This is a genomic window from Micromonospora sp. R311 (genome assembly GCF_056780015.1).
On sequence record NZ_JBSWCE010000042.1, the window covers coordinates 50911 to 69098 of the forward strand.

Annotated in this window: 14 protein-coding genes; 6 read left to right on the top strand and 8 right to left on the bottom strand. The window is 71.6% G+C overall.

The window, feature by feature from the left end:
* Nucleotides 1–61 precede the first annotated feature (61 nt).
* From AC1WTP_RS28835 to ssd, 6 genes are all read right to left on the bottom strand, one after another.
* A complete protein-coding gene (locus tag AC1WTP_RS28835; protein WP_481652387.1) occupies nt 62–430 on the bottom strand; it encodes a TadE family type IV pilus minor pilin in 369 nt (122 codons plus the stop codon).
* On the bottom strand, nt 427–594 hold the full coding sequence (locus AC1WTP_RS28840) for a DUF4244 domain-containing protein (RefSeq protein WP_088997060.1): 168 nt from the start codon (nt 592–594) through the stop codon (nt 427–429). The genes AC1WTP_RS28835 and AC1WTP_RS28840 overlap by 4 nt, the downstream gene beginning before the upstream one ends.
* Nucleotides 595–618: 24 nt before the next feature.
* Nucleotides 619–1392, bottom strand: coding sequence for a type II secretion system F family protein (locus AC1WTP_RS28845; RefSeq protein WP_481652388.1), 774 nt, complete (start codon nt 1390–1392; stop codon nt 619–621).
* A complete protein-coding gene (locus AC1WTP_RS28850) occupies nt 1392–2372 on the bottom strand; it encodes a hypothetical protein (protein WP_481652389.1) in 981 nt (326 codons plus the stop codon). The genes AC1WTP_RS28845 and AC1WTP_RS28850 overlap by 1 nt, the downstream gene beginning before the upstream one ends.
* A gap of 524 nt (nt 2373–2896) precedes the next feature.
* Nucleotides 2897–4108 carry a TadA family conjugal transfer-associated ATPase gene (locus tag AC1WTP_RS28855; RefSeq protein WP_481652390.1) on the bottom strand — a complete coding sequence of 404 codons (1212 nt, stop codon included), beginning with the start codon at nt 4106–4108 and terminating at the stop codon, nt 2897–2899.
* Nucleotides 4105–5208: a septum site-determining protein Ssd gene (gene ssd / locus AC1WTP_RS28860; protein WP_481652391.1), complete on the bottom strand. Its 1104-nt coding sequence runs from the start codon at nt 5206–5208 to the stop codon at nt 4105–4107. The genes AC1WTP_RS28855 and ssd overlap by 4 nt, the downstream gene beginning before the upstream one ends.
* A 215-nt stretch (nt 5209–5423) precedes the next feature.
* Between ssd and AC1WTP_RS28865 the strand changes: the two genes are divergently transcribed.
* On the top strand, nt 5424–5903 hold the full coding sequence (locus AC1WTP_RS28865; RefSeq protein WP_481652392.1) for a hypothetical protein: 480 nt from the start codon (nt 5424–5426) through the stop codon (nt 5901–5903).
* 48 nt (nt 5904–5951) lie between these two features.
* On the opposite strand, the gene AC1WTP_RS28870 is transcribed toward AC1WTP_RS28865, so the two are convergent.
* Nucleotides 5952–6365: a hypothetical protein gene (locus AC1WTP_RS28870; RefSeq protein ID WP_481652393.1), complete on the bottom strand. Its 414-nt coding sequence runs from the start codon at nt 6363–6365 to the stop codon at nt 5952–5954.
* A 576-nt stretch (nt 6366–6941) separates the two neighbouring features.
* Between AC1WTP_RS28870 and AC1WTP_RS28875 the strand changes: the two genes are divergently transcribed.
* Nucleotides 6942–7745, top strand: coding sequence for an HAD family hydrolase (locus AC1WTP_RS28875; RefSeq protein WP_481652394.1), 804 nt, complete (start codon nt 6942–6944; stop codon nt 7743–7745).
* A 180-nt stretch (nt 7746–7925) separates the two neighbouring features.
* Here the strand turns inward: AC1WTP_RS28875 and AC1WTP_RS28880 are convergent, their stop codons facing one another.
* Nucleotides 7926–8672, bottom strand: a complete 747-nt coding sequence (locus AC1WTP_RS28880) for a Fic family protein (protein ID WP_481652395.1) — start codon at nt 8670–8672, stop codon at nt 7926–7928.
* A gap of 324 nt (nt 8673–8996) precedes the next feature.
* Here AC1WTP_RS28880 and acs point away from each other — a divergent pair, with 324 nt between their 5' ends.
* From acs to AC1WTP_RS28900, 4 genes are all read left to right on the top strand, one after another.
* On the top strand, nt 8997–10994 hold the full coding sequence (gene acs / locus AC1WTP_RS28885; protein WP_481652396.1) for an acetate--CoA ligase: 1998 nt from the start codon (nt 8997–8999) through the stop codon (nt 10992–10994).
* 265 nt (nt 10995–11259) lie between these two features.
* Nucleotides 11260–14052, top strand: a complete 2793-nt coding sequence (locus AC1WTP_RS28890; RefSeq protein WP_481652397.1) for an immune inhibitor A domain-containing protein — start codon at nt 11260–11262, stop codon at nt 14050–14052.
* 858 nt (nt 14053–14910) lie between these two features.
* Nucleotides 14911–15753 (top strand): hypothetical protein, encoded by an 843-nt coding sequence (locus AC1WTP_RS28895; protein ID WP_481652398.1) that lies wholly within the window; start codon nt 14911–14913, stop codon nt 15751–15753.
* Nucleotides 15754–16005: 252 nt separating this feature from the next.
* Nucleotides 16006–17580, top strand: a complete 1575-nt coding sequence (locus tag AC1WTP_RS28900; RefSeq protein WP_481652399.1) for a hypothetical protein — start codon at nt 16006–16008, stop codon at nt 17578–17580.
* The last annotated feature ends 608 nt before the right edge of the window (nt 17581–18188 follow it).

Genomic DNA, 18188 nt, shown 5'->3' on the forward strand with positions numbered 1-18188 from the left:
GCCCGCCGGCGAGCAGCGCCGCGGTGGTGGCCGCTCGGTGAGCAGCGGTCGCCGCGGGCGGTCACGGTTGCGCGCCCGGAACGCCGGGTTCGACGGCGGCGACCGCGGTGGCGGCCACGGTGATCCTGGGCAGCCGGGCGCCGAGGGTGCGGACCGGCGCCCGGACCGTGGCCCGGACCCGTTCGCCGTCGACCGCCACCGACACCTCGGCGCCCGCCGGAGCGGAGCGCTGCCCGGCGGCCGTTCCGTCCTCGCCCCGGGAGGCGGCGAGCGCCGCCTCCCGGGCCGCGTCCAGGCAGCCCGCCTTCGTGCTGACCGCGTTGACCGCGGTCAGCCCGGCGAGCAGGAGAAGGACCAGCGCCGGCAGGCCGGCCGCCAGTTCGGCGGTGAAGGAACCCCGGTCGCGGCCGGCCGGCCGGCGCCGGGTCACTTCAGCGCCCGGTCGATGACGGCGGTCAACGCCGACTGCACGTTGCCCGAGGTCAGCACCTTCAGCAGGATGCCGGCGAAGGCGACGGCGGCGAGAGTGCCCACGGCGTACTCGGCGGTGTTCATGCCGGCGTCCCCGCGCAGGCGGGCGAAGAGTTTGCGCACGTGCTGGTCCTTTCTCGAGGGTTGTCAGAGCACGTCGCCGAGGACGGCGACGATCACCGGCACCAGGCCGGCGAGAATGAAGGCCGGTAGGAAGCAGAGCCCCAGCGGCAGCACGACGAGCACCCCCGCCCGGCGGGCGGACGCCTCGGCCGCGGTGGCCCGGTCGGCACGCAGGTCGTCGGCGAGCCGCGTCAGCGCCCCGGCCAGCGCGGCACCACTGTGCGAGGAGCGCATCGCCGCCGCGGTCATCCGCTCCGCACCGGGTACCGGCCCGAGCTGGGACCACGCCTCCTCCGGGCCGCCGCCGAGCAGCAGCGTGCGCCCGACCCGGCCCAGCCGCTGGGCGAGAGGGCCGTCGAGCGCCTCGGCCACCGCCAGCACGGACCGGTCCACCGGCGCGCCCGCCCGCATCGCGGCGGCCAGCAGGTCGGCGGCGAGGGGCAGGTCCGCGGCCTCACGCAACCGGCGGTTCCGGACGGCCGGCGGCTCGATCCGGCGCAACGCCCGGTCGAGCAGCATCGCCGTCGGGAGCGCCGCGAGCAGCCCCGGCCAACCGCCGACGACAACGGCCACGGCCAGGCCGCCCAGCCCCGCCGCGAGCCGGAGCGCGTCCGGGCGCCGACCAGGCCGTGGCGCCCCGTCACCGTCCGCCGCCGGCTCGGCGGGCAGTCGTCCCGGGCCGGGCGGGGTGGAGCTCAGGTCGCGCAGCCGGTGCCGCGGTCGACGCCCGACCCCGGACGTCGCGGCCAGCAGAGCCGCCCCGACCAGGCACCCCGCGGCCAGCACCGTCCGGGACATCAGCCGGCCCGCCCCGGCGCCGCGCCGAGCCGCTCGGCCCAGAGCAGCCCGGAGACCTGGAGCACGATCGCGGCGACGGCGCAGCCGCCGCCGACCGGGGTGTGCAGCAGCACGGCGACCGGGTCCACGCCGATGCCGTAGCCGAGCCCGATGCCGCCGAGGGGCAGCGCCGCCAACAGCCACGCGGTCGCCCGCGCCCCGGCCGCCTGCGCCGCCGCCGCGGCCAGGCCGCGATCGGTCGAGCGGGCGTCGGCTTCGATCCGCTCCACCAGCTCGGCCAGCGGCGCGCCCGTCCGGTCAGCCAGGCGTACGGCGGCGAGCGCCAGCCGCAGGAGCCGATCCGACCCGGTCGGCTCGTCGCCCGGCCGCGCACGCCGGCCCGGCTCGCCGCGTCGCGGGCCGGCGCTGGCCGCCGGCTCGACGACCACGCTGGGACCACCGGTGAGCAGAGCCGGGAGAGCATCCGCCCGGGGAGGTTCGGCGCTCGCCGGCGCGACCGGCGGCCGGGGGACGTGCTCCCCGCGCCGGTCGGGACCCGCCCCGGCGCCACCGCCGCCCGCGACGGCCCCGATGCTCGACGACGGCAGTTCGCGGTCGGCGTTCGTCGCCAGCAGACCCGCACCGGCGCTCACCGGCGCCCGCGCCGGCCCGGTGTTCGTCGCGGGCAGACCGATGCCGTCGCGTGCCGGGGCCGGAGCGTTCGAGGCGCCACCGGCGACGGTCAGCCCCAGGCGCTCGGCGGCCACCAGCACGGGTAGGCCCGCGCGCAGGTCGGCGGCGAGTCCGCAGAGCTGGTCCAGTCGTCGGCGCCGGGCCCGGTCCGCCCGCCGCGCCGCCTGCCGCCGCACCAGGGCGCGGGCACCCAACGTCCCGTAGCCGCCGAGAGCCACTCCCGCCACCGGGCCGCCGAGCAGTAACCCCAACCCGGCACCGACCAGGCCGACGAGGAGCAGGGTGCGCTTCGGCGACGCGGTGAGCACCGCCGACACGCGACGCCGTCCGGCGTCCGGCAGCACCCGCCCGGCCCAGGTCGCCGGCCGTCGCCCCGTTGTCGCCGGTCGTCGCCCCACTGAGGCCCTCGGCGGCCCGACGGGCCCGGCGGGTCGGCGGGGATCCCGGCGACCGGGCGGTCGCGGCGGGCCGGCGAAGCGCGGTGCCATCGGAGTCCCGCCGGCAGCAGGCGGCGGCAGCGCCGGTTCGTCGGCCGGCCGGGGCGACAGCGGAGGCGCGTCGCCCGGCCGGGACAGCGACGCTCGGCCGGCCACCTGCCGGACGGGCGGTGACGGCACCCTGCCGGCCGCCCGGGCGACGCCGGCGGGCCCGGCGATCGGGCGGCGCAGTTCCGCCACCCAGTCCACGAGCGGATCGTCGGGCCCGTCCGTGCTGGCCGACCGGGGAGCCGGGCCGGTCAGGGCGCGGCATCGGACCCGGGAGCGTCGCAGCGGCCCGGCCACCAGCACCGCGGCCGTGGTCAGCAATGCCACCAGCAGCCAGTACCCGGCGGTCATGCCGGTCCCGCCGATCCGGGCCAGGGCTCGCAGAGGATCGGCGGCAGCGCGACGCCCCGCTCCCGCAGCAGCGCTCCGAGCGGCCGGGCGGCGATGCCGAGCCCGCGTCCGCGTATCCAGGCCGGGACCGCGGTGACCAGCCGGTCCGGGCCTTCGGGCAGCAACAGGCAGATCGACTCCAGGACCCGCTCGCCGGCGCTGCGACGGACCTGGAGCAGCACCTGAAGCGCGGCGGCCACCTGGGCGTGCAGGGCGGCGCGGGGCAGCCCGCCGAGCATGCCGAGCGCCTCCAGCCGGGCCGGTACGTCCGAGGGCGCGTTGGCGTGCAACGTCCCGGCTCCGCCGTCGTGGCCGGTGTTGAGCGCGGCGAGAAGGTCGACCACCTCCCCGCCCCGGCACTCACCGACGACCAGCCGGTCGGGCCGCATCCGCAGCGCCTGCCGGACCAGGTCGGTCAGCCCGACCGCACCGGAGCCCTCCACGTTGGCGGTGCGGGCCTGGAGCCCGACCACGTGCGGGTGCACCGGGTGCAGCTCGGCGGCGTCCTCCACCAGCACGATCCGTTCGGTCGCGGGCACCAGACCGAGCAGCGTGTTCAGCAGTGTGGTCTTTCCCGACCCGGTGCCGCCGGTTACCAGGTACGCCAGCCGGGCCGCCACGACGGCGGCGAGCACGGGTGCCACCGGTCGCGGGACCGTGCCCTGCCGTACCAGGTCGTCGAGGGTGAACGGTCGCTGGCGGAAGGTCCGCAACGACAGGTAGGGCCCGTCGGTCGCCACCGGGGGCAGCACGGCGTGCAGCCGGGTGCCGTCGGCGAGCCGGGCGTCCGCGTACGGCGAGCCGTCGTCCAGCCGCCGGCCGGCGCCGGCGGTGAGCCGCTGCGCGAGCCGGCGTACGTCGTCGACCGTGCCGACCGGCACCGCGACCTGGTGCAGGCCCTGACCCCGGTCCACCCACACGCGGGTGCCGTTCACCAGCACGTCGGTCACCTCCGGGTCGGCCAGCAGCGGGGCGAGCGGGCCGGCGCCGACCAGGTCGTCGTGTACCCGGTCGGCCATCCGCAGCACGGCGTTGTCCCCGAGGACGGCGGCGCCCGGCTCGGCCCGTACGGCGGAGACGATCGCGGCCGGAGTGACCGGCGTGTCCGTGGCGGCGATCCGTTGCCGCACCCGGGCGGCGAGGGTGTCGCCGTCGGCCTGCCCGGTCATGCCGCACCCGGCACGGGCACGCCGGTCAGGTCGCCGACGATCCGCTGGCAGAGCGTGGCCAACGGCCCTCGGCCGCCGGCCGCCGGCGCCTCGCCCCGTTCCAGTCCTCGGCAGAGTCCCGGCTCCGGGCGGAGCGTGCCGGCCAGCGGCAGGCCGAGCGCCCGGGCGACCTCGGCGGCCCGCAGCCGGCCCGGCGCCGGGCCGCGGACGATCACCGACAGGTCGGCGCAGTGCGGGGCGGCGGCGGCCACCACCCGGGCCGCGGCAGCGGTGGCCCGCAGCTCGGCGGGCACCACCACGAACGCCTGGTCCGCCGCCTGGAGCGCGGTCACCGCCGCGTCGTCCAGTTGGCGGGGCAAGTCGACGACCACGAAGTCCCGGCCGCGCCGGGCGGCGTCCACGGTGGCCGCCATTGCCTGCACCGGGATGGTGAGCAGGTCGCCCCGGTCCCAGGAGAGCACCACCAGGTCACCCCGGCTGGGCAGCGACCGCACCAGCGCCGGTGCGTCCACCCGCCCGTCCGCGTCGGTGAGCGCCGGCCAGCGAAGTCCCTCCAACTGCTCCCAGCCGAGCACCAGGTCCAGCCCGCCGCCGAGCGGGTCGGCGTCGACCAGCAGCGTGCGCAGCCGGGCGCGGGCGGCGGTGACCGCGAGCCCGCCGGCGAGGATGCTCGCACCGGCACCGCCGCGCCCGCCCAGCACCGCGGTGACCCGTGCCTCGCCGTTCCCGGCCGGGTCGGGGCCGCACTCGGCGAACCGGTCGACCAGCCACGGTTCGGCGGCGGGCAGGGTGGCGACGTGTTCGGCGCCGATCAGCTCGGCGACCTGCCAGCCGGGGTCGAGCTCGCCGGACCGGCCCACCAGGACCAGCCGCGGTCGCTGCGGCAACCGCGCCCGCAGACAGGGCTGCGCCTGGTCGCAGCCGACCAGCACGAGCGGGGCGGGCAGCCAGCGGGTCCGGGCGGCGGTCGGGTCGGCGGCGAGGTCCACCTCGACGTCGCCCGCCGCGGCGAGCCGCAGCAGGTCGTCGAGAAGCTCGCCGTCCGACGTGACGACCAGTGGTCGGCGCCGGTGTGCGGAAACGGAGGTACGGGGTGGCATCGTGGCCTCCAACGGTCGGCTGGGGTTGCTGACCGGAGACTTTGCTGCCGATCGGCTCCCGTCCGCCGGCCCCGCGCGGCCGCCTGTGGACAACGCGACGCCCTGTGGACAACGCCCGCCGACGCGGTGGATCTGCTATGGCGGCAGCACGTCCGGCTCGCTGTCAGCCGGCTGCGGCCGTCAGGCTCACCCATGACGAGCGCATCATGGTCCGCATGGATGTCGAGGCGACGATGCGAGGGCTGCACACGCCGGCCCAGTACCGCGATCTCGCCACTGATCCGGGTACCGAGGAGCCGGTGCTGCGTGCGCTGGCCGGCTGCCCTTACTCGTTCGTCTGGGAGGCGCTGGCGGCCAACCCCCGCACCCCGCCGGACGTGCTGGCCGGGCTGTGCGGTCAGCGGAGCAGCACCTGGAACGACAATCGACTCCTGCTGCTCGTGGCCCGGCATTCGCACGCCGACCGGGCGGTCCTGCTGGACGTGCTCGGACACCTCGAGGGCAGGCTCGCCGCCGGCGAGAGCCGCCCGTACGCCGCCGTGCTCGCCCTGGCTGGCCGGGCGGAGGTCGAGCCCGACGAACTCAGCGTCCTCGCATCCGCTCCGGGTGCGTCGGCGCGCCTGCGTCGGGGGCTACGCCGACACCTCGCCGAACGCCACGGTCCGGCGCGCGACGTCGTCGAGTCGGGGCCTTGAACCTCGGCGGCAAGGAACCCGGGGCGGGAAAGACACGGGCCCGTACGGTCAGCCGCGCAGCAGCCGGTCGACCGCCCGGCGCAGGCGGGGCCACTCGTCGGGGACCGCGTACGTGGCCGCGTTGAGCAGGTCGAGTGGTTCGTTCGGGCCCTGGCCCGTGGCGGTCGCGGCGTGCAGTCCGTTCACGGCCGAGCCACCGGCGCCCCCGTCGCCGGTGGCCCGCGAGCGCATCATCCGCGTGCGCATCTCCGGGGCGAGCGGCACGCCTCGTTCGACCGCGTCCACCGATGCCGCCACGGCCTCGGGGTCGCTGAAGGTGAACCGATCGGCGAGGGCGCGCGCGACGAGTGTGAGGGCGGCCCGGCGGCCGAGGAAGCCCACGGCGGGACCGTGCCGTGCCACCGCGTCACGCATCAACCGGCTGAGGCTGTCGGCGGGCTGCGGTTCCACGATCTGAGACACGCGTACGCCACCTGACTGGTCACCGATGGCGTTCCGATCAACCTGGTGCAGCGGGTCATGGGCCACGAGCAGGCGTCACGACGCCAAATCGTTATACGCACACCCCGGACGACCATGCCGCTCGGAGATTGGACGCCTTCGCCCCGCTTGCTGACGATCTGCTGACTCCGGCGACCGAGCCGCCCCGCGAGAGCCCACCCTACGGCCTGGAGAGTGACCGTGACCTGCGTCGCAGCGCATACCCCGGAAAGGGACGACCCCCGTCGGGGGGAGACGGGGGTCGTCGTGAGGTTCGGCTCCGGGGGGGTCGAGCCGAACCCACTCAGCGGTCACGGGGGGTGCAACCGCCGAGGGTCTGCCAGTTGTCCGAGATATGAATACTCGTCGTGCCGACAAGTCTGCCTGAGCGGACCTGCTCACGTCGAGTGGTGTCGCCTCCACTCGCTGCGAAATCGTGTTCGCAGAGTGTGACCGCCGTCACGATGCGCGGAGGTATTGGGCCGGCCCGCGGGTCTGAGGGGGCATCGGACCCCGGGCACCCGCCGACCATAGACCATCGGGCTAGACTTTCGCGCCGTGGGCCGAAGTGCCGCTTTCTTCGATCTGGACAAGACCGTCATCGCCAAGTCGAGCGCCCTGGCGTTCGGTCGGCCGTTCTACCGGGACGGCCTGATCACCCGGCGTGACGTGGTCAAGTCGGCGTACGCGCAGCTGATGTTCCGGCTGGGCGGCACCGACGAGCAGACCATGGCCAGAACCAGGGACTACCTCGCCGCGCTCTGCAAGGGCTGGCAGGTGGAGCAGGTCCGCCAGATCGTCGCGGAGACGCTGCACGAGCTGATCAACCCGTACGTGTACGCCGAGGCCGCCGCCCTGATCGAGGAGCACCAGGCGGCCGGCCGGGACGTGGTGCTGGTCTCCGCCTCCGGTGAGGAGATGGTCCGGCCGATCGGCGAGCTGCTCGGGGTCACCGACGTGATCGCCACCCGGATGGGCGTGGTGGACGGCCGCTACAGCGGCGTGGTGGAGTTCTACGCCGCCGGGCCGAGCAAGGTCGACGCGGTCGGCGAGCTGGCCACCGCGCGCGGCTACGACCTCGCGGACTCGTACGCCTACTCCGACTCGTACAGCGACCGCCCCCTGCTCGAGTGCGTGGGCCATCCGACGGTGGTGAACCCGGACCGGCAGCTGCGCAAGCTGGCGACGGAGAACTCCTGGCCGGTGCTGGAGTTCCGGCACCCGATCCCGCTGGGCCGCCGGCTGCGCGAGCGTCCCGCCGTCCCGGTCGCCGCGGCCGCGCTCGGCGTCGGCGTCGGGGTGGCCATCGGCATCGCCTGGTACGGCCGGCACCGCCGCACCCGCACCGCCCCCGCCGCCTGACCGCACCGGTCGCGCCCAGGCGCCGCTCAGGCCCCCGCGCGGCTCCGCTCCGGCGGCAGCGCGGAGGCAGGCCCCCTCAACCAGCGGCCCGAACCGGCCGGCACAGACAGCGGCCCGGACGGTGCGGCTCGGGCAGCGGCCCGGACGGTGCGGCTCAGGCGGCGGCCCGGACGGTGCGGCTCAGGCGGCGGCGAGGATCTCGTCGCCGATCGTGGTGAGCTGGTCCGCGCCGACCTCGGCCGCGGTCATGTAGTGGCGCAGCCAGGAGCGCAGCCCGTCCGGGGTGCCGGTGGCGAAGGCGCCGGCCGAGCCGACGTACTCGGGCTCGCGCTCCCGGTGCCCCACGTCGACGGCGAGCAGGCCGCGCGGGTCGAGGCCGCTGGAGAGCAGCACCAGCCGGGCCGCGCCCCGCGCCACCAGCCCGGACGGCCCGGCGAACGGGCGCAGGTTCAGCAGTTCGCCGTGCACGACGGCGGCCAGCACCAGCGGGGGGACCCTGGTGCCGCCGGCGGCCAGCCCGGCCAGCCCGTCCAGTCGCGCGGCCACGACCGGGTCGGTCACCGGGCGGCCCAGCTCGGCCTCGGTCACCACGTCCCGGGCGGCCAGCACGTGCAGCTTGGCCAGCGCCTGCCGGGGCGCCTTCGGCCAGAGTTCGCTCAGCCCGGGCAGTGCCCCGGCCACCCGCAGCGCCCCCTGCAGCACCGGCTCGGTGACCGTTCCCGCCCGGACGGCCTCGCGGTCGTGGGCGTACCCCTCCAACGCCGCGCTGGCCACCGCGGAGCGGAGGCTGACCTCGGCCGCGACCTGGCCCCCGTGCCGGCGCAGGGCGCGGTGCCGGAGCGCCTGGTCGAAGCGCTCGCGGGCCCGCTCGACGGCGGGGGCGATGTCGGCGAGCTCCAGCAGCGGGGCGAGCGGGTCGGTGGTCACCCCGTCACGCTAGCGACCCGGCCGCCCGCCCCGGGCCGCACCCGGGGCGAACGCGACCCCCGCCACCAGGCGGCCGCCGATGGTCGACCCGGGTTACCGGATGTCGGGATGTCCTGGGGCGGGGAAACCGCACGGTCCCGGGCCTCGTGTCGATCACGCCCGGCACACCGAAGCGCCGGTGCGCAGGGGCGGCGTGCCGCCGTCCGGCGCGCGTCGCGGGCCGCTCGGCGCGATCCGGCGGATGACCGGTCGCCTCGGCCCCGGCGCTCCGACTAACCTCTCCCCCACGAGACCCAGGTCACCCGAGCGACGAGGGAGCACGGCATGAGCGAGGCATTGGCCAATCTGCTGAACGAGACGCGCCAGTTCCCGCCGCCGGCCGAACTCGCCGCCGACGCCAACGTCAAGGCGGACGCGTACGCCGAGGCGGAAGCCGACCGGCTGGCCTTCTGGGAGCGCCAGGCCGGGCGGCTGACCTGGGCGAAGCAGTGGGACCAGGTGCTGGACTGGTCGAATCCGCCGTTCGCGAAGTGGTTCGTCGGCGGGCAGCTCAACGTGGCGTACAACTGCCTGGACCGGCACGTCGAGGCGGGTCGCGGCGACAAGGTCGCGATCCACTGGGAGGGCGAGCCGGGCGACACCCGGACCATCACCTACGCCGAACTGCACCGGCTCACCTGCCAGGCGGCGAACGCGCTGACCGACCTCGGTGTCACCGCCGGCGACCGGGTGGCGATCTACCTGCCGATGATCCCGGAGGCGGCGGTCGCGATGCTGGCCTGCGCCCGGATCGGCGCCACGCACAGCGTGGTCTTCGGCGGCTTCTCGGCCGACGCGCTGACCAACCGGATCCAGGACGCCACCGCCAAGGTGGTGATCACCGCGGACGGCGGCTACCGGCGGGGCAAGCCGTCGGCGCTCAAGCCGACCGTGGACGAGGCGGTGGCGAAGTGTCCGTCGATCGAGGCCGTGCTGGTGGTGCGCCGCACCGGCGAGGAGGTCGCCTGGTCGGCCAAGGACCACTGGTGGCACGAGACGGTGGAGACCGCCCCGGCGGAGCACACCGCCCAGCCGTTCGACGCCGAGCACCCGCTCTTCATCCTCTACACCAGCGGCACCACCGCCCGCCCGAAGGGCATCCTGCACACCACCGGCGGTTACCTGACCCAGACGTCGTACACCACGCACGCGGTCTTCGACCTGAAGCCGGAGACCGACGTCTACTGGTGCACCGCCGACATCGGCTGGGTGACCGGCCACTCCTACATCGTGTACGGCCCGCTCTCCAACGGCGCCACCCAGGTGATGTACGAGGGCACCCCGGACACCCCGCACAAGGGCCGGTTCTGGGAGATCGTCGACAAGTACCGGGTCACCATCCTCTACACCGCGCCGACGCTGATCCGCACGATGATGAAGTGGGGCGAGGACATCCCGGCCGGCTTCGACCTGTCGTCGCTGCGGCTGCTCGGCAGCGTCGGCGAGCCGATCAACCCGGAGGCGTGGATCTGGTACCGGCAGCACGTCGGCCGGGGCCAGCTGCCCATCGTGGACACCTGGTGGCAGACCGAGACCGGCGCGATCATGATCTCCCCGCTGCCCGGGGTGACCGCCGCCAAGCCGGGTAGCGCGATGGCCCCGCTGCCGGGCATCGCCGCCGACGTGGTGGACGACCAGGGCCGGTCGGTGCCCGACGGCGGCGGCGGTTACCTGGTGCTGCGCGAGCCGTGGCCGTCGATGCTGCGCACCATCTGGGGGGACGACAACCGGTTCCTCGAGACGTACTGGTCGCGGTTCGGCGCCGGCGCCGGCGGCGGGCAGCCGGACGGGGAGTGGATCTACTTCGCCGGGGACGGGGCGAAGAAGGACGACGACGGGCACATCTGGCTGCTCGGCCGGGTGGACGACGTGATGCTGGTCTCCGGGCACAACATCTCCACCACCGAGGTGGAGTCGGCGCTGGTCTCGCACCCGTCGGTGGCCGAGGCCGCGGTGGTCGGCGCGACCGATCCGACCACCGGGCAGGCGATCGTCGCGTTCGCCATCCCGCGCGGCAGCACCGACACCGCCGGCGCGGCCGGTGAGCAGCTCATCGCCGACCTGCGCAACCACGTGGCGAAGACGCTCGGCCCGATCGCCAAGCCGCGGCAGATCATGCTGGTGCCCGAGCTGCCGAAGACCCGCTCCGGCAAGATCATGCGCCGGCTGCTGCGGGACGTCGCGGAGCACCGGTCGCTGGGCGACGTCACCACGCTCCAGGACTCCTCGGTGATGGAGCTGATCGCCTCGGGCATGGGCGGTGGCAAGTCCGACGAGGACTGACGGCAGACGTACGACCTGGAGGGTGGCGGTCCGACGGCCGCCACCCTCCGTCATGTCTTACGGGTAGGAACCGGGCCGTCCACGAGGTGTCACATCGGTCGGTCGGCTGACCCGGGAGAAGCTGAACGGACACAGGCGGCGTTCGACCCCTGTCATTCGCGTTATTTCTGATTTAGGTTCACGCAGGTCGGGACGGTTCGACGGTCATCACATCGATGCCGGCCGCCCGGCGCCATCCTCCCCCATGCCCGAGAAATGGAGCGGCATGAACAGAAATCCGCAACCCGGGTCGCGGCGACGCCTACTCGTCGCCCTGCCCGCCCTCGCCCTCGCCGCCACGTCACTGACCGTGACCGGCAGCGCGGCGGCAGCCGAGTCCGGGCCCGCCCGGGCCACCATCGGGGCCGACGAGTTCTACATCAACTACGCCGAGCCCGCGGTGCAGCCGGACTCCGACGGTCGCGAGGTCAAGGGCAAGGGCGGCGTGTACGCCCCGGCGGTCGACGAGGCGCGGGCCTACGACCGTAAGTTCGCCCGCGGCAACCCGGTCACGGCGCGGCAGCTCGCCAAGACCGAGGCCGAGGCGATCAAGACGGGCAAGAACCCGCGACAGATCAAGCAGGCCAAGGGCACCCAGACGGCGAAGCTGCTGACCCTGCTCGTGGAGTTCAACGAGCAGGCCAACGACGACTTCACCAACGTCATGGTCCCCAAGACGGTCTTCGAGGACCGGAGCTGCGTCCTCGGCACCGTGCAGAACGGGCCGCTGCACAACAACATCCCCAACCCGGCGTCTCTGCCGCACGAGGACAACAACTCGATGTGGGTGCCGGACTTCTCGCCGCAGCACTACGACAAGATGCTCTACACCAAGGAGGGCATCACCGAGCGGGTCCGCCCGGACCTGACCGGGCCGGACGGCAAGCCGGGCGTCAGCCTGGCCGGCCGGACCATGCACAACATGTACCTGGAGATGTCCAAGGGCGCGTACACGGTCGACGGGCAGGCCAGCCCGTGGATCAAGGTGCCGCACTCCGAGGGCTGGTACGCGGCCTCGCGCTGCTTCCAGGACGAGAACGGCAACTGGGTCGCCGGCCGCCAGCAGTCGATGAACGGCCACCCGGACAACCCGCAGGGCGCGGGCCGGCTGGCCACCGACGCGATCGCCACCCTCGCGCAGATGGACCCGAACTTCCCGTGGGCCGACTACGACATCGAGGACCAGGGCGACCGCGACGGTGACGGCAACGTCTTCGAGCCGGACGGCGTGATCGACCACCTGGTGCTGGTGCACGCCGGCCAGGGCAAGTCGCGCGGCGGCGGCGCCGAGGGCATCTACGCGGTGTGGGCGCACTCGTCGTCGATCGCCGGCGGCTACACGATCCCGGGCACCAACCTCCAGGTGTCGAACTACATCGTGCAGCCGGAGGACGCCGGCGTCGGCGTCTTCGCCCACGAGTTCGGGCACGACCTGGGTCTGCCGGACCTCTACGACACCTCCGGCAACGCCGACTCGGACGTCGACTTCTGGGACCTGATGGCCTCGGGCTCGCACTCCGGTGAGGTCTTCCAGGCGCTGCCGACGCACATGGGCCTGTGGGACAAGTGGGTGCTCGGCTGGGCCGACCCGCTGACCCTGGCGCCCGGCGCCTCCCCGCGCGACGTGCAGCTGGGCCAGACCTCGCGCACTCCGCGCGGCACCCAGGACGGCATCAAGATCAACCTGCCGAACAAGGTGATCACGCTGGCCACGCCGCACAGCGGGGCGAACATGTGGTACACCGGCGCCGACCAGGACTGGGCGGACGTCAAGATCGCCCGTCAGGTGGCGGTGCCGGCGGCGGCCGACGCGAAGTTCTGGATGTGGAACAACTTCGTCATCGAGGCGGACTGGGACTACGGCTTCGTCGAGGTCTCGACCGACGGCGGGGCCACCTGGGCCGAGCAGAAGGTCTACGACTCGACCGGCAAGCTGGTCACCACGGACGACGGCTACTCCGACCCGAACGGCCGGATGGTCGACTTCGGCAACAAGAAGTACGGCCTCACCGGTGACACCCACGGCTGGCGGCACGACTACGTCGACCTGTCGGCGTTCGCCGGGCAGACCGTGCAGGTGCGGCTCCGCTACGCCACCGACGAGGCGTTCCTGGAGCGCGGCTGGTTCGCCGACGACTTCTCGGTGACCGGCGGTGGCGCCACCACCTGGAGCGACGACGTCGAGAGTGGCACCAACGGCTGGACCGCGACCGGCGGCACCTTCGTCGACACCACCGGCGCGGGCTGGCGGATCGACGGCGGCACCTCGACCCAGGCGCACTACTACCTGGCCGAGTGGCGCAACTTCGACGGCTTCGACAACGGCCTGAAGTACGCCTACGACACGGTGTACTCGCACGAGGCGTGGAAGGTCGACAAGCTGTCGTACAACGCCCCGGGCATGCTGGTCTGGTACCGGGACACCGCGCTCGGCGACGTCAACCACGTCACCGCGCAGTTGACCGCGCTGCCCAGCTACGGTGCCAAGGGCGGGCTGCTGATCGTGGACTCGCACTTCGACCCGTACCGCCGGCAGGGCGAGGCGGCCGTCAAGGACCCGTCGGTGCTGGACAACCTGCCCAGCCGCCCGCAGTCCGCGAACGCGGCCTTCTCGCTCAACCCCACGTACTCCTTCAAGGAGTGCCTGGAGGCGGCGGACGAGCCGTACAGCGAGTACTGCACCAACTTCCCGGCGCAGCCGGCGGTGCCGGCGTTCACCGACGCCAAGGGCTGGTACCCGGGCATCGAGATCCGGGACGGCGCGGCCTACGCCCGGGACAGCGACGCCTCGGTGGTCCTGCCGTCGCGCGACAACGAGCGGTACACCACCCGGGTCACCAACCCCGACGGCACGCCGGCTCCGGCGTACTACGGGGCGACCCTGGGCGGCGGCGTCATCGTGCTGGGCACCGGCAACCCGGGTGACCAGGGCGTGAGCTACGGCGTCTCGATCACCATCAAGCAGACCGCGAAGGACAACTCGTACGCCACCGTGCACGTCACGGCCGCCGCGCCCTAACCCCGCACCGACGCAACAAGGGCCGGTCGGGAGCTGAGGCTCCCGACCGGCCTCCCCGCATCTCGGCTAGAGCGAAGGGATCATGCAGCGGGAGGGCGTGTTGTATTGCCATCCGCCGAACACACCGCTGTCATCACTGCGCCACAGCGAGGTCCCGCCGTCTGGCTGAAAGCCTGACCACGGCAGCACAGACCGCTACCCGGCGGCAACGGGAGTGCTGGCGCATACCTAGCTTCGCCGATCTGGTAGCTGCGGACCGCGGCAGCGGCCCTGGTCGGCCGAGCGCTCGGCGGCCCACAACCAGCTGGTCGCCGCCCCTACCGCCGCGTGCTGTCACGATGCACAGCGCCGCTGACGGGGTACGCCGTGCCAGTACTCGGCTCATCTTCAGCGTGCCAACAGACCTGGCCCTGGCAAACCGCGTCGCTGGCCTTCGCCGCCTCTCAGAACACCCGGTTGAGGTCGCGGCTGATCCCCTGGCGGGTAGCCCGCCTCTGCTCGCCGCAGGCGTCCGCTGGAACGTCGTTCGACTGACATCCACGTGGCCGCGGTTATCGATTCGTTATCCGCTACCAACGGTGATCTTCAGGGTGCAGCCGCGCAGGAAGCGGACATTTTACCTAACACACAGTGCCGGATCGGCCGGGGTTGATAGCGCTCGTTCGCCCGCCATGCCAGATGGGGCATCACCTTAACGAAAGGTTTGCTACCGTCAGTCCGCCCCGCCAGGCAGCCTCGAAGCATTCGGTTTGAACCATCCGTATCAACCCGCTCGAGGCTTCCCGAGGGCACATTCAGTCAGTTCCAGATGAAACGGGAGCGGAAGCCTTGATCAAAAAGGCAGCCAGATTGCCTGGCATGGTGGGAGTTCTTGGAATGATGGCTCTCCTTGGGGCCGTCGCGATACCCGCGCCCGCTATGGCCGAGACGCCATCCTATTCGACCGACGTCACAGTCGTCGATGAACCCGGAGTTGTCACCGTTACGATTCCCGATCCTTCGATTAAGGACAAGGGCCCAGCAGGGGTCGAGGGTCCGGAGCCTGGTGATACGCCTCTGCGCGACCCGGGTCCTGGTCACGCAGAGGAACCTGCGGAGCCAGCCGTGGAGAATGACCCGGAGTACCAGCCCGACCCAGAGGGGACTTCAGCACCCAGCCAGGCAAGTGGCACGTATTCCGCCATGGCTTATGTTGGGAGCAACTCTGCCAGCCATTGCAGCTACAATTTTCCTCCCTGCCAATTCAATATTTACAAGTCAGCGAGTCGGACGATCACCCCACCCGGCGGCAGATCCGGTCTTCTGAAGTCCTACGGGAAAGCTTTCGTTGACGTCTACATCGTTACCGGGTGCTGCTACACGAAGGCGGACTACTACAATACTCAGTCCTATTCGCAGTGGGGCGGCACGTCCCCTTACAACGCCAGCAGCATCAAGCACAGAGACGTCTGGGACATCGACTATTTCGCGCTCAGTTGGAGCTTCGGAGGCTCTCCCTCTGGGACCATCAACCACGGTAGCGGCCGGATCTCGTACGCAAACACCGTGAAGAACACGTGGAGAGTCAACCACAGTGTCCAGCACGTCTACTTGAAGGTAAGCAGTGGCAGGGTCACCAAGGTGAAGTACGAGGTGCACGGTTCCTACGGGTTCGGTAGCAACTTCTACACGACTGACGCCTACAGCAGCGTTGCCCTCTGATCAGACGGATTTGCGAAGTAGCAGCTGCGGGTCTCGGCCTCACCAGGGCCGAGACCCGCGTTGCGATGCCAAGGAAGTTAAGGCGAACCATTGATGAAACGTGGTCCTAGAATTCGGGGCGGGCGATGGGCCCTCACGGGCATCACACTACTCGTACCGCTCATTACCGCCTGCTCCAGCAATGCCACCACAACACCGGACGCTGTCAACCGCGCTCCGAACGCCACGGCCCCAGTACAGACAAAGCAGGACGTGACAGAGCTTCTTGCCGACTCCTTCGTTATAGGGCCTGGAGATAAGCACTACTTCGTCGATGACGCGTGGAGTACGGCGCGCTCCCCGTTTTCATTGTACGAGACATACTGGCAGCTGAAGTGGCGAGATGGTCGCCTCCCGCCAGGTGTAGTCTCGGTAAGAATGCGGCCGTGGGTCCAAGTGGCTGCCGCGACCGGACTGGGCTCGTCGCCACTGCAGCAGGTCGCTCAGATCAGTTTAGCGACCGGGATAGCGAAGTATTTGGGCAGCGGTTTGGACCCCAAGGCGACGGCAGCCAGTCTTGAGAAATTGCGAGACGGGCACCTCTTCGCCTCCGATCCTGGCACTGGCGGCACATGGGGTAGTACGGCGGCCGCCGTACGTGCGATGCGCGATGTAGGCATGCCCGTACCCGAGGAGACGATGCGCCAAGCACGCGTCGAATTGGCAAAACTCTCGGGCACGCTTACCCCTGAGCAGGCCGTATCCACCGCCATACCCTTGCTGGAAGTGTTCACCATGGGTCGCAGCGGAAACGAGTCGTCGATGGAAGCAAAAAGGGTGTCTTCCGCCGCGCTCAACAGCCTCAACGCTATTCCGCCGTCGACACTCGACGTTTCCTGGCTGGGTTCCCGGTACCAGCTCGAATCGGCGCGGTCCAGCTTGGGCCAGCCGCGTGCTCCATTGCCCAACGGCATTTGTGCCAAGCTGGTTACCTCCAAGGGGGCCGTGACGCTGCCGAATCGGATGGAAACCGACACCCAGGGCACCTTCTACGCCCGTGAACTGGGGTGCCGGGAGGTTGTCTCTCAAGTGGAGCGGCCCTATACACGTGCGGGCTGGGTCCTCGGATCAGCTGTTGACCCCTACGATACGCTCGGAGCGACTCGTGCTGCCCTCGACCTCGCGGACCTTGTAGGCGATGGAGGTGTATTCGCGAACAGGCTCGGTGCCAGCGTCCGACAGCTATGGGCACCAATACTCTCAGCCGCTTCGCTGTCGCCAGACGCTCGCAGCGTAGCATCCGCCCGGCTTACCCGGGTTGCCGAGGCTGCCAACGTTCCTCTGCCAATGAGTGGAAACAAAGCGAGCAAGCCGACCGCCGGGTACGAACTCGTGGACATGCTTGTTGCGGTGACAATGGGTGGCGAGGAGCAACGGCGGGCGGCCGAGAGCGTTTTAGCTGAACGCCAGAAGAGTGGGCGCAAAGAGTCGATGGACGTTGCTGCCGTGCTGGCCATAGCAGGCGGATACATGCACGACGAGGCAGCGATGGCACGGGCGGTCGCCATTGCTAAGCGGCATCGCGTCGCAGACAATGTGTATGCAGCAGGTCCCTGCGAAGAGGAAAGGACTTGCACGTCGGCCGAGCCCTCGATCCCCGCCTCGGCGATCGGTAGCTGGATCGAGCGGAGCCAGTTAAGCCCACGCCAGCGCTGGGAGTCTCAGGGTCTGTGCCATGGATACCTCTGCTCAGATAGCTCTCAGGATGGTACGTCGCTCAGCCAGATATTTCTTGCCCTGGCGTGCGACGAGCCGGCCTGCGGTGGCCGCTTTCCGTTCATAATTTGATGGATGGACGAGAGGACGTGTGGTGAAGAGTGCGACGAGGGCCGCCCTGGGTCTCGCTTGGGTACTGGGGGTGATGTCTGGCTGTTCCGAGGACCCCGAGGCGAACGGCGCGGACCGGAATGATGGCCAACACAGGTGGTCGCGTGTGGTGGAAACGGTTGAGATCCCGGGTGGCCATAAGGTGTCCCTTCAGACTGGGACTGAGGACGGACCCAAAGCCAACTCGTCGCGCTGTTGGCGGGTCAGCGAAGTCACCGACAACGGCACGGAGATCGCAACAAGCTCTGCGTGCCATGGCTTGACGGCAACGGCAGCCTCTCGGGTATTCGGCATCGTCGTCGTTGCAAGCTCCTGCCCAGGTTCCGCCAGGCTCCAAAGGCCACCGGACAATCCGGTAATTCGGAAGGTCTTCGACGGGATCTTTCTGGTCCCGCCCACGATCCTGCCAGATGCAGGAGACACCATCACCTATTCGTGTCTCGACGAGCACAATGGCCCCGGCGAACCGATTACACTTGACATTGCCGACTGAGGTCGGGTGGCCCGGGGGGATTTCACCCCCGGGCTCCCACAGAACCGTGCGTAACAGTCTCCCGTTACACGGCTCT

What these genes read in the sequence shown, in the direction of transcription:
- AC1WTP_RS28855 (WP_481652390.1), bottom strand. Translation starts at nt 4,108, where the DNA reads ATGACCGGGCAGGCCGACGGCGACACCCTCGCCGCCCGGGTGCGGCAA.
- AC1WTP_RS28865 (WP_481652392.1), top strand. Translation starts at nt 5,424, where the DNA reads ATGGATGTCGAGGCGACGATGCGAGGGCTGCACACGCCGGCCCAGTAC.
- AC1WTP_RS28895 (WP_481652398.1), top strand. Translation starts at nt 14,911, where the DNA reads ATGGTGGGAGTTCTTGGAATGATGGCTCTCCTTGGGGCCGTCGCGATA.
- AC1WTP_RS28845 (WP_481652388.1), bottom strand. Translation starts at nt 1,392, where the DNA reads ATGTCCCGGACGGTGCTGGCCGCGGGGTGCCTGGTCGGGGCGGCTCTG.
- ssd (WP_481652391.1), bottom strand. Translation starts at nt 5,208, where the DNA reads ATGCCACCCCGTACCTCCGTTTCCGCACACCGGCGCCGACCACTGGTC.
- acs (WP_481652396.1), top strand. Translation starts at nt 8,997, where the DNA reads ATGAGCGAGGCATTGGCCAATCTGCTGAACGAGACGCGCCAGTTCCCG.
- AC1WTP_RS28890 (WP_481652397.1), top strand. Translation starts at nt 11,260, where the DNA reads ATGAACAGAAATCCGCAACCCGGGTCGCGGCGACGCCTACTCGTCGCC.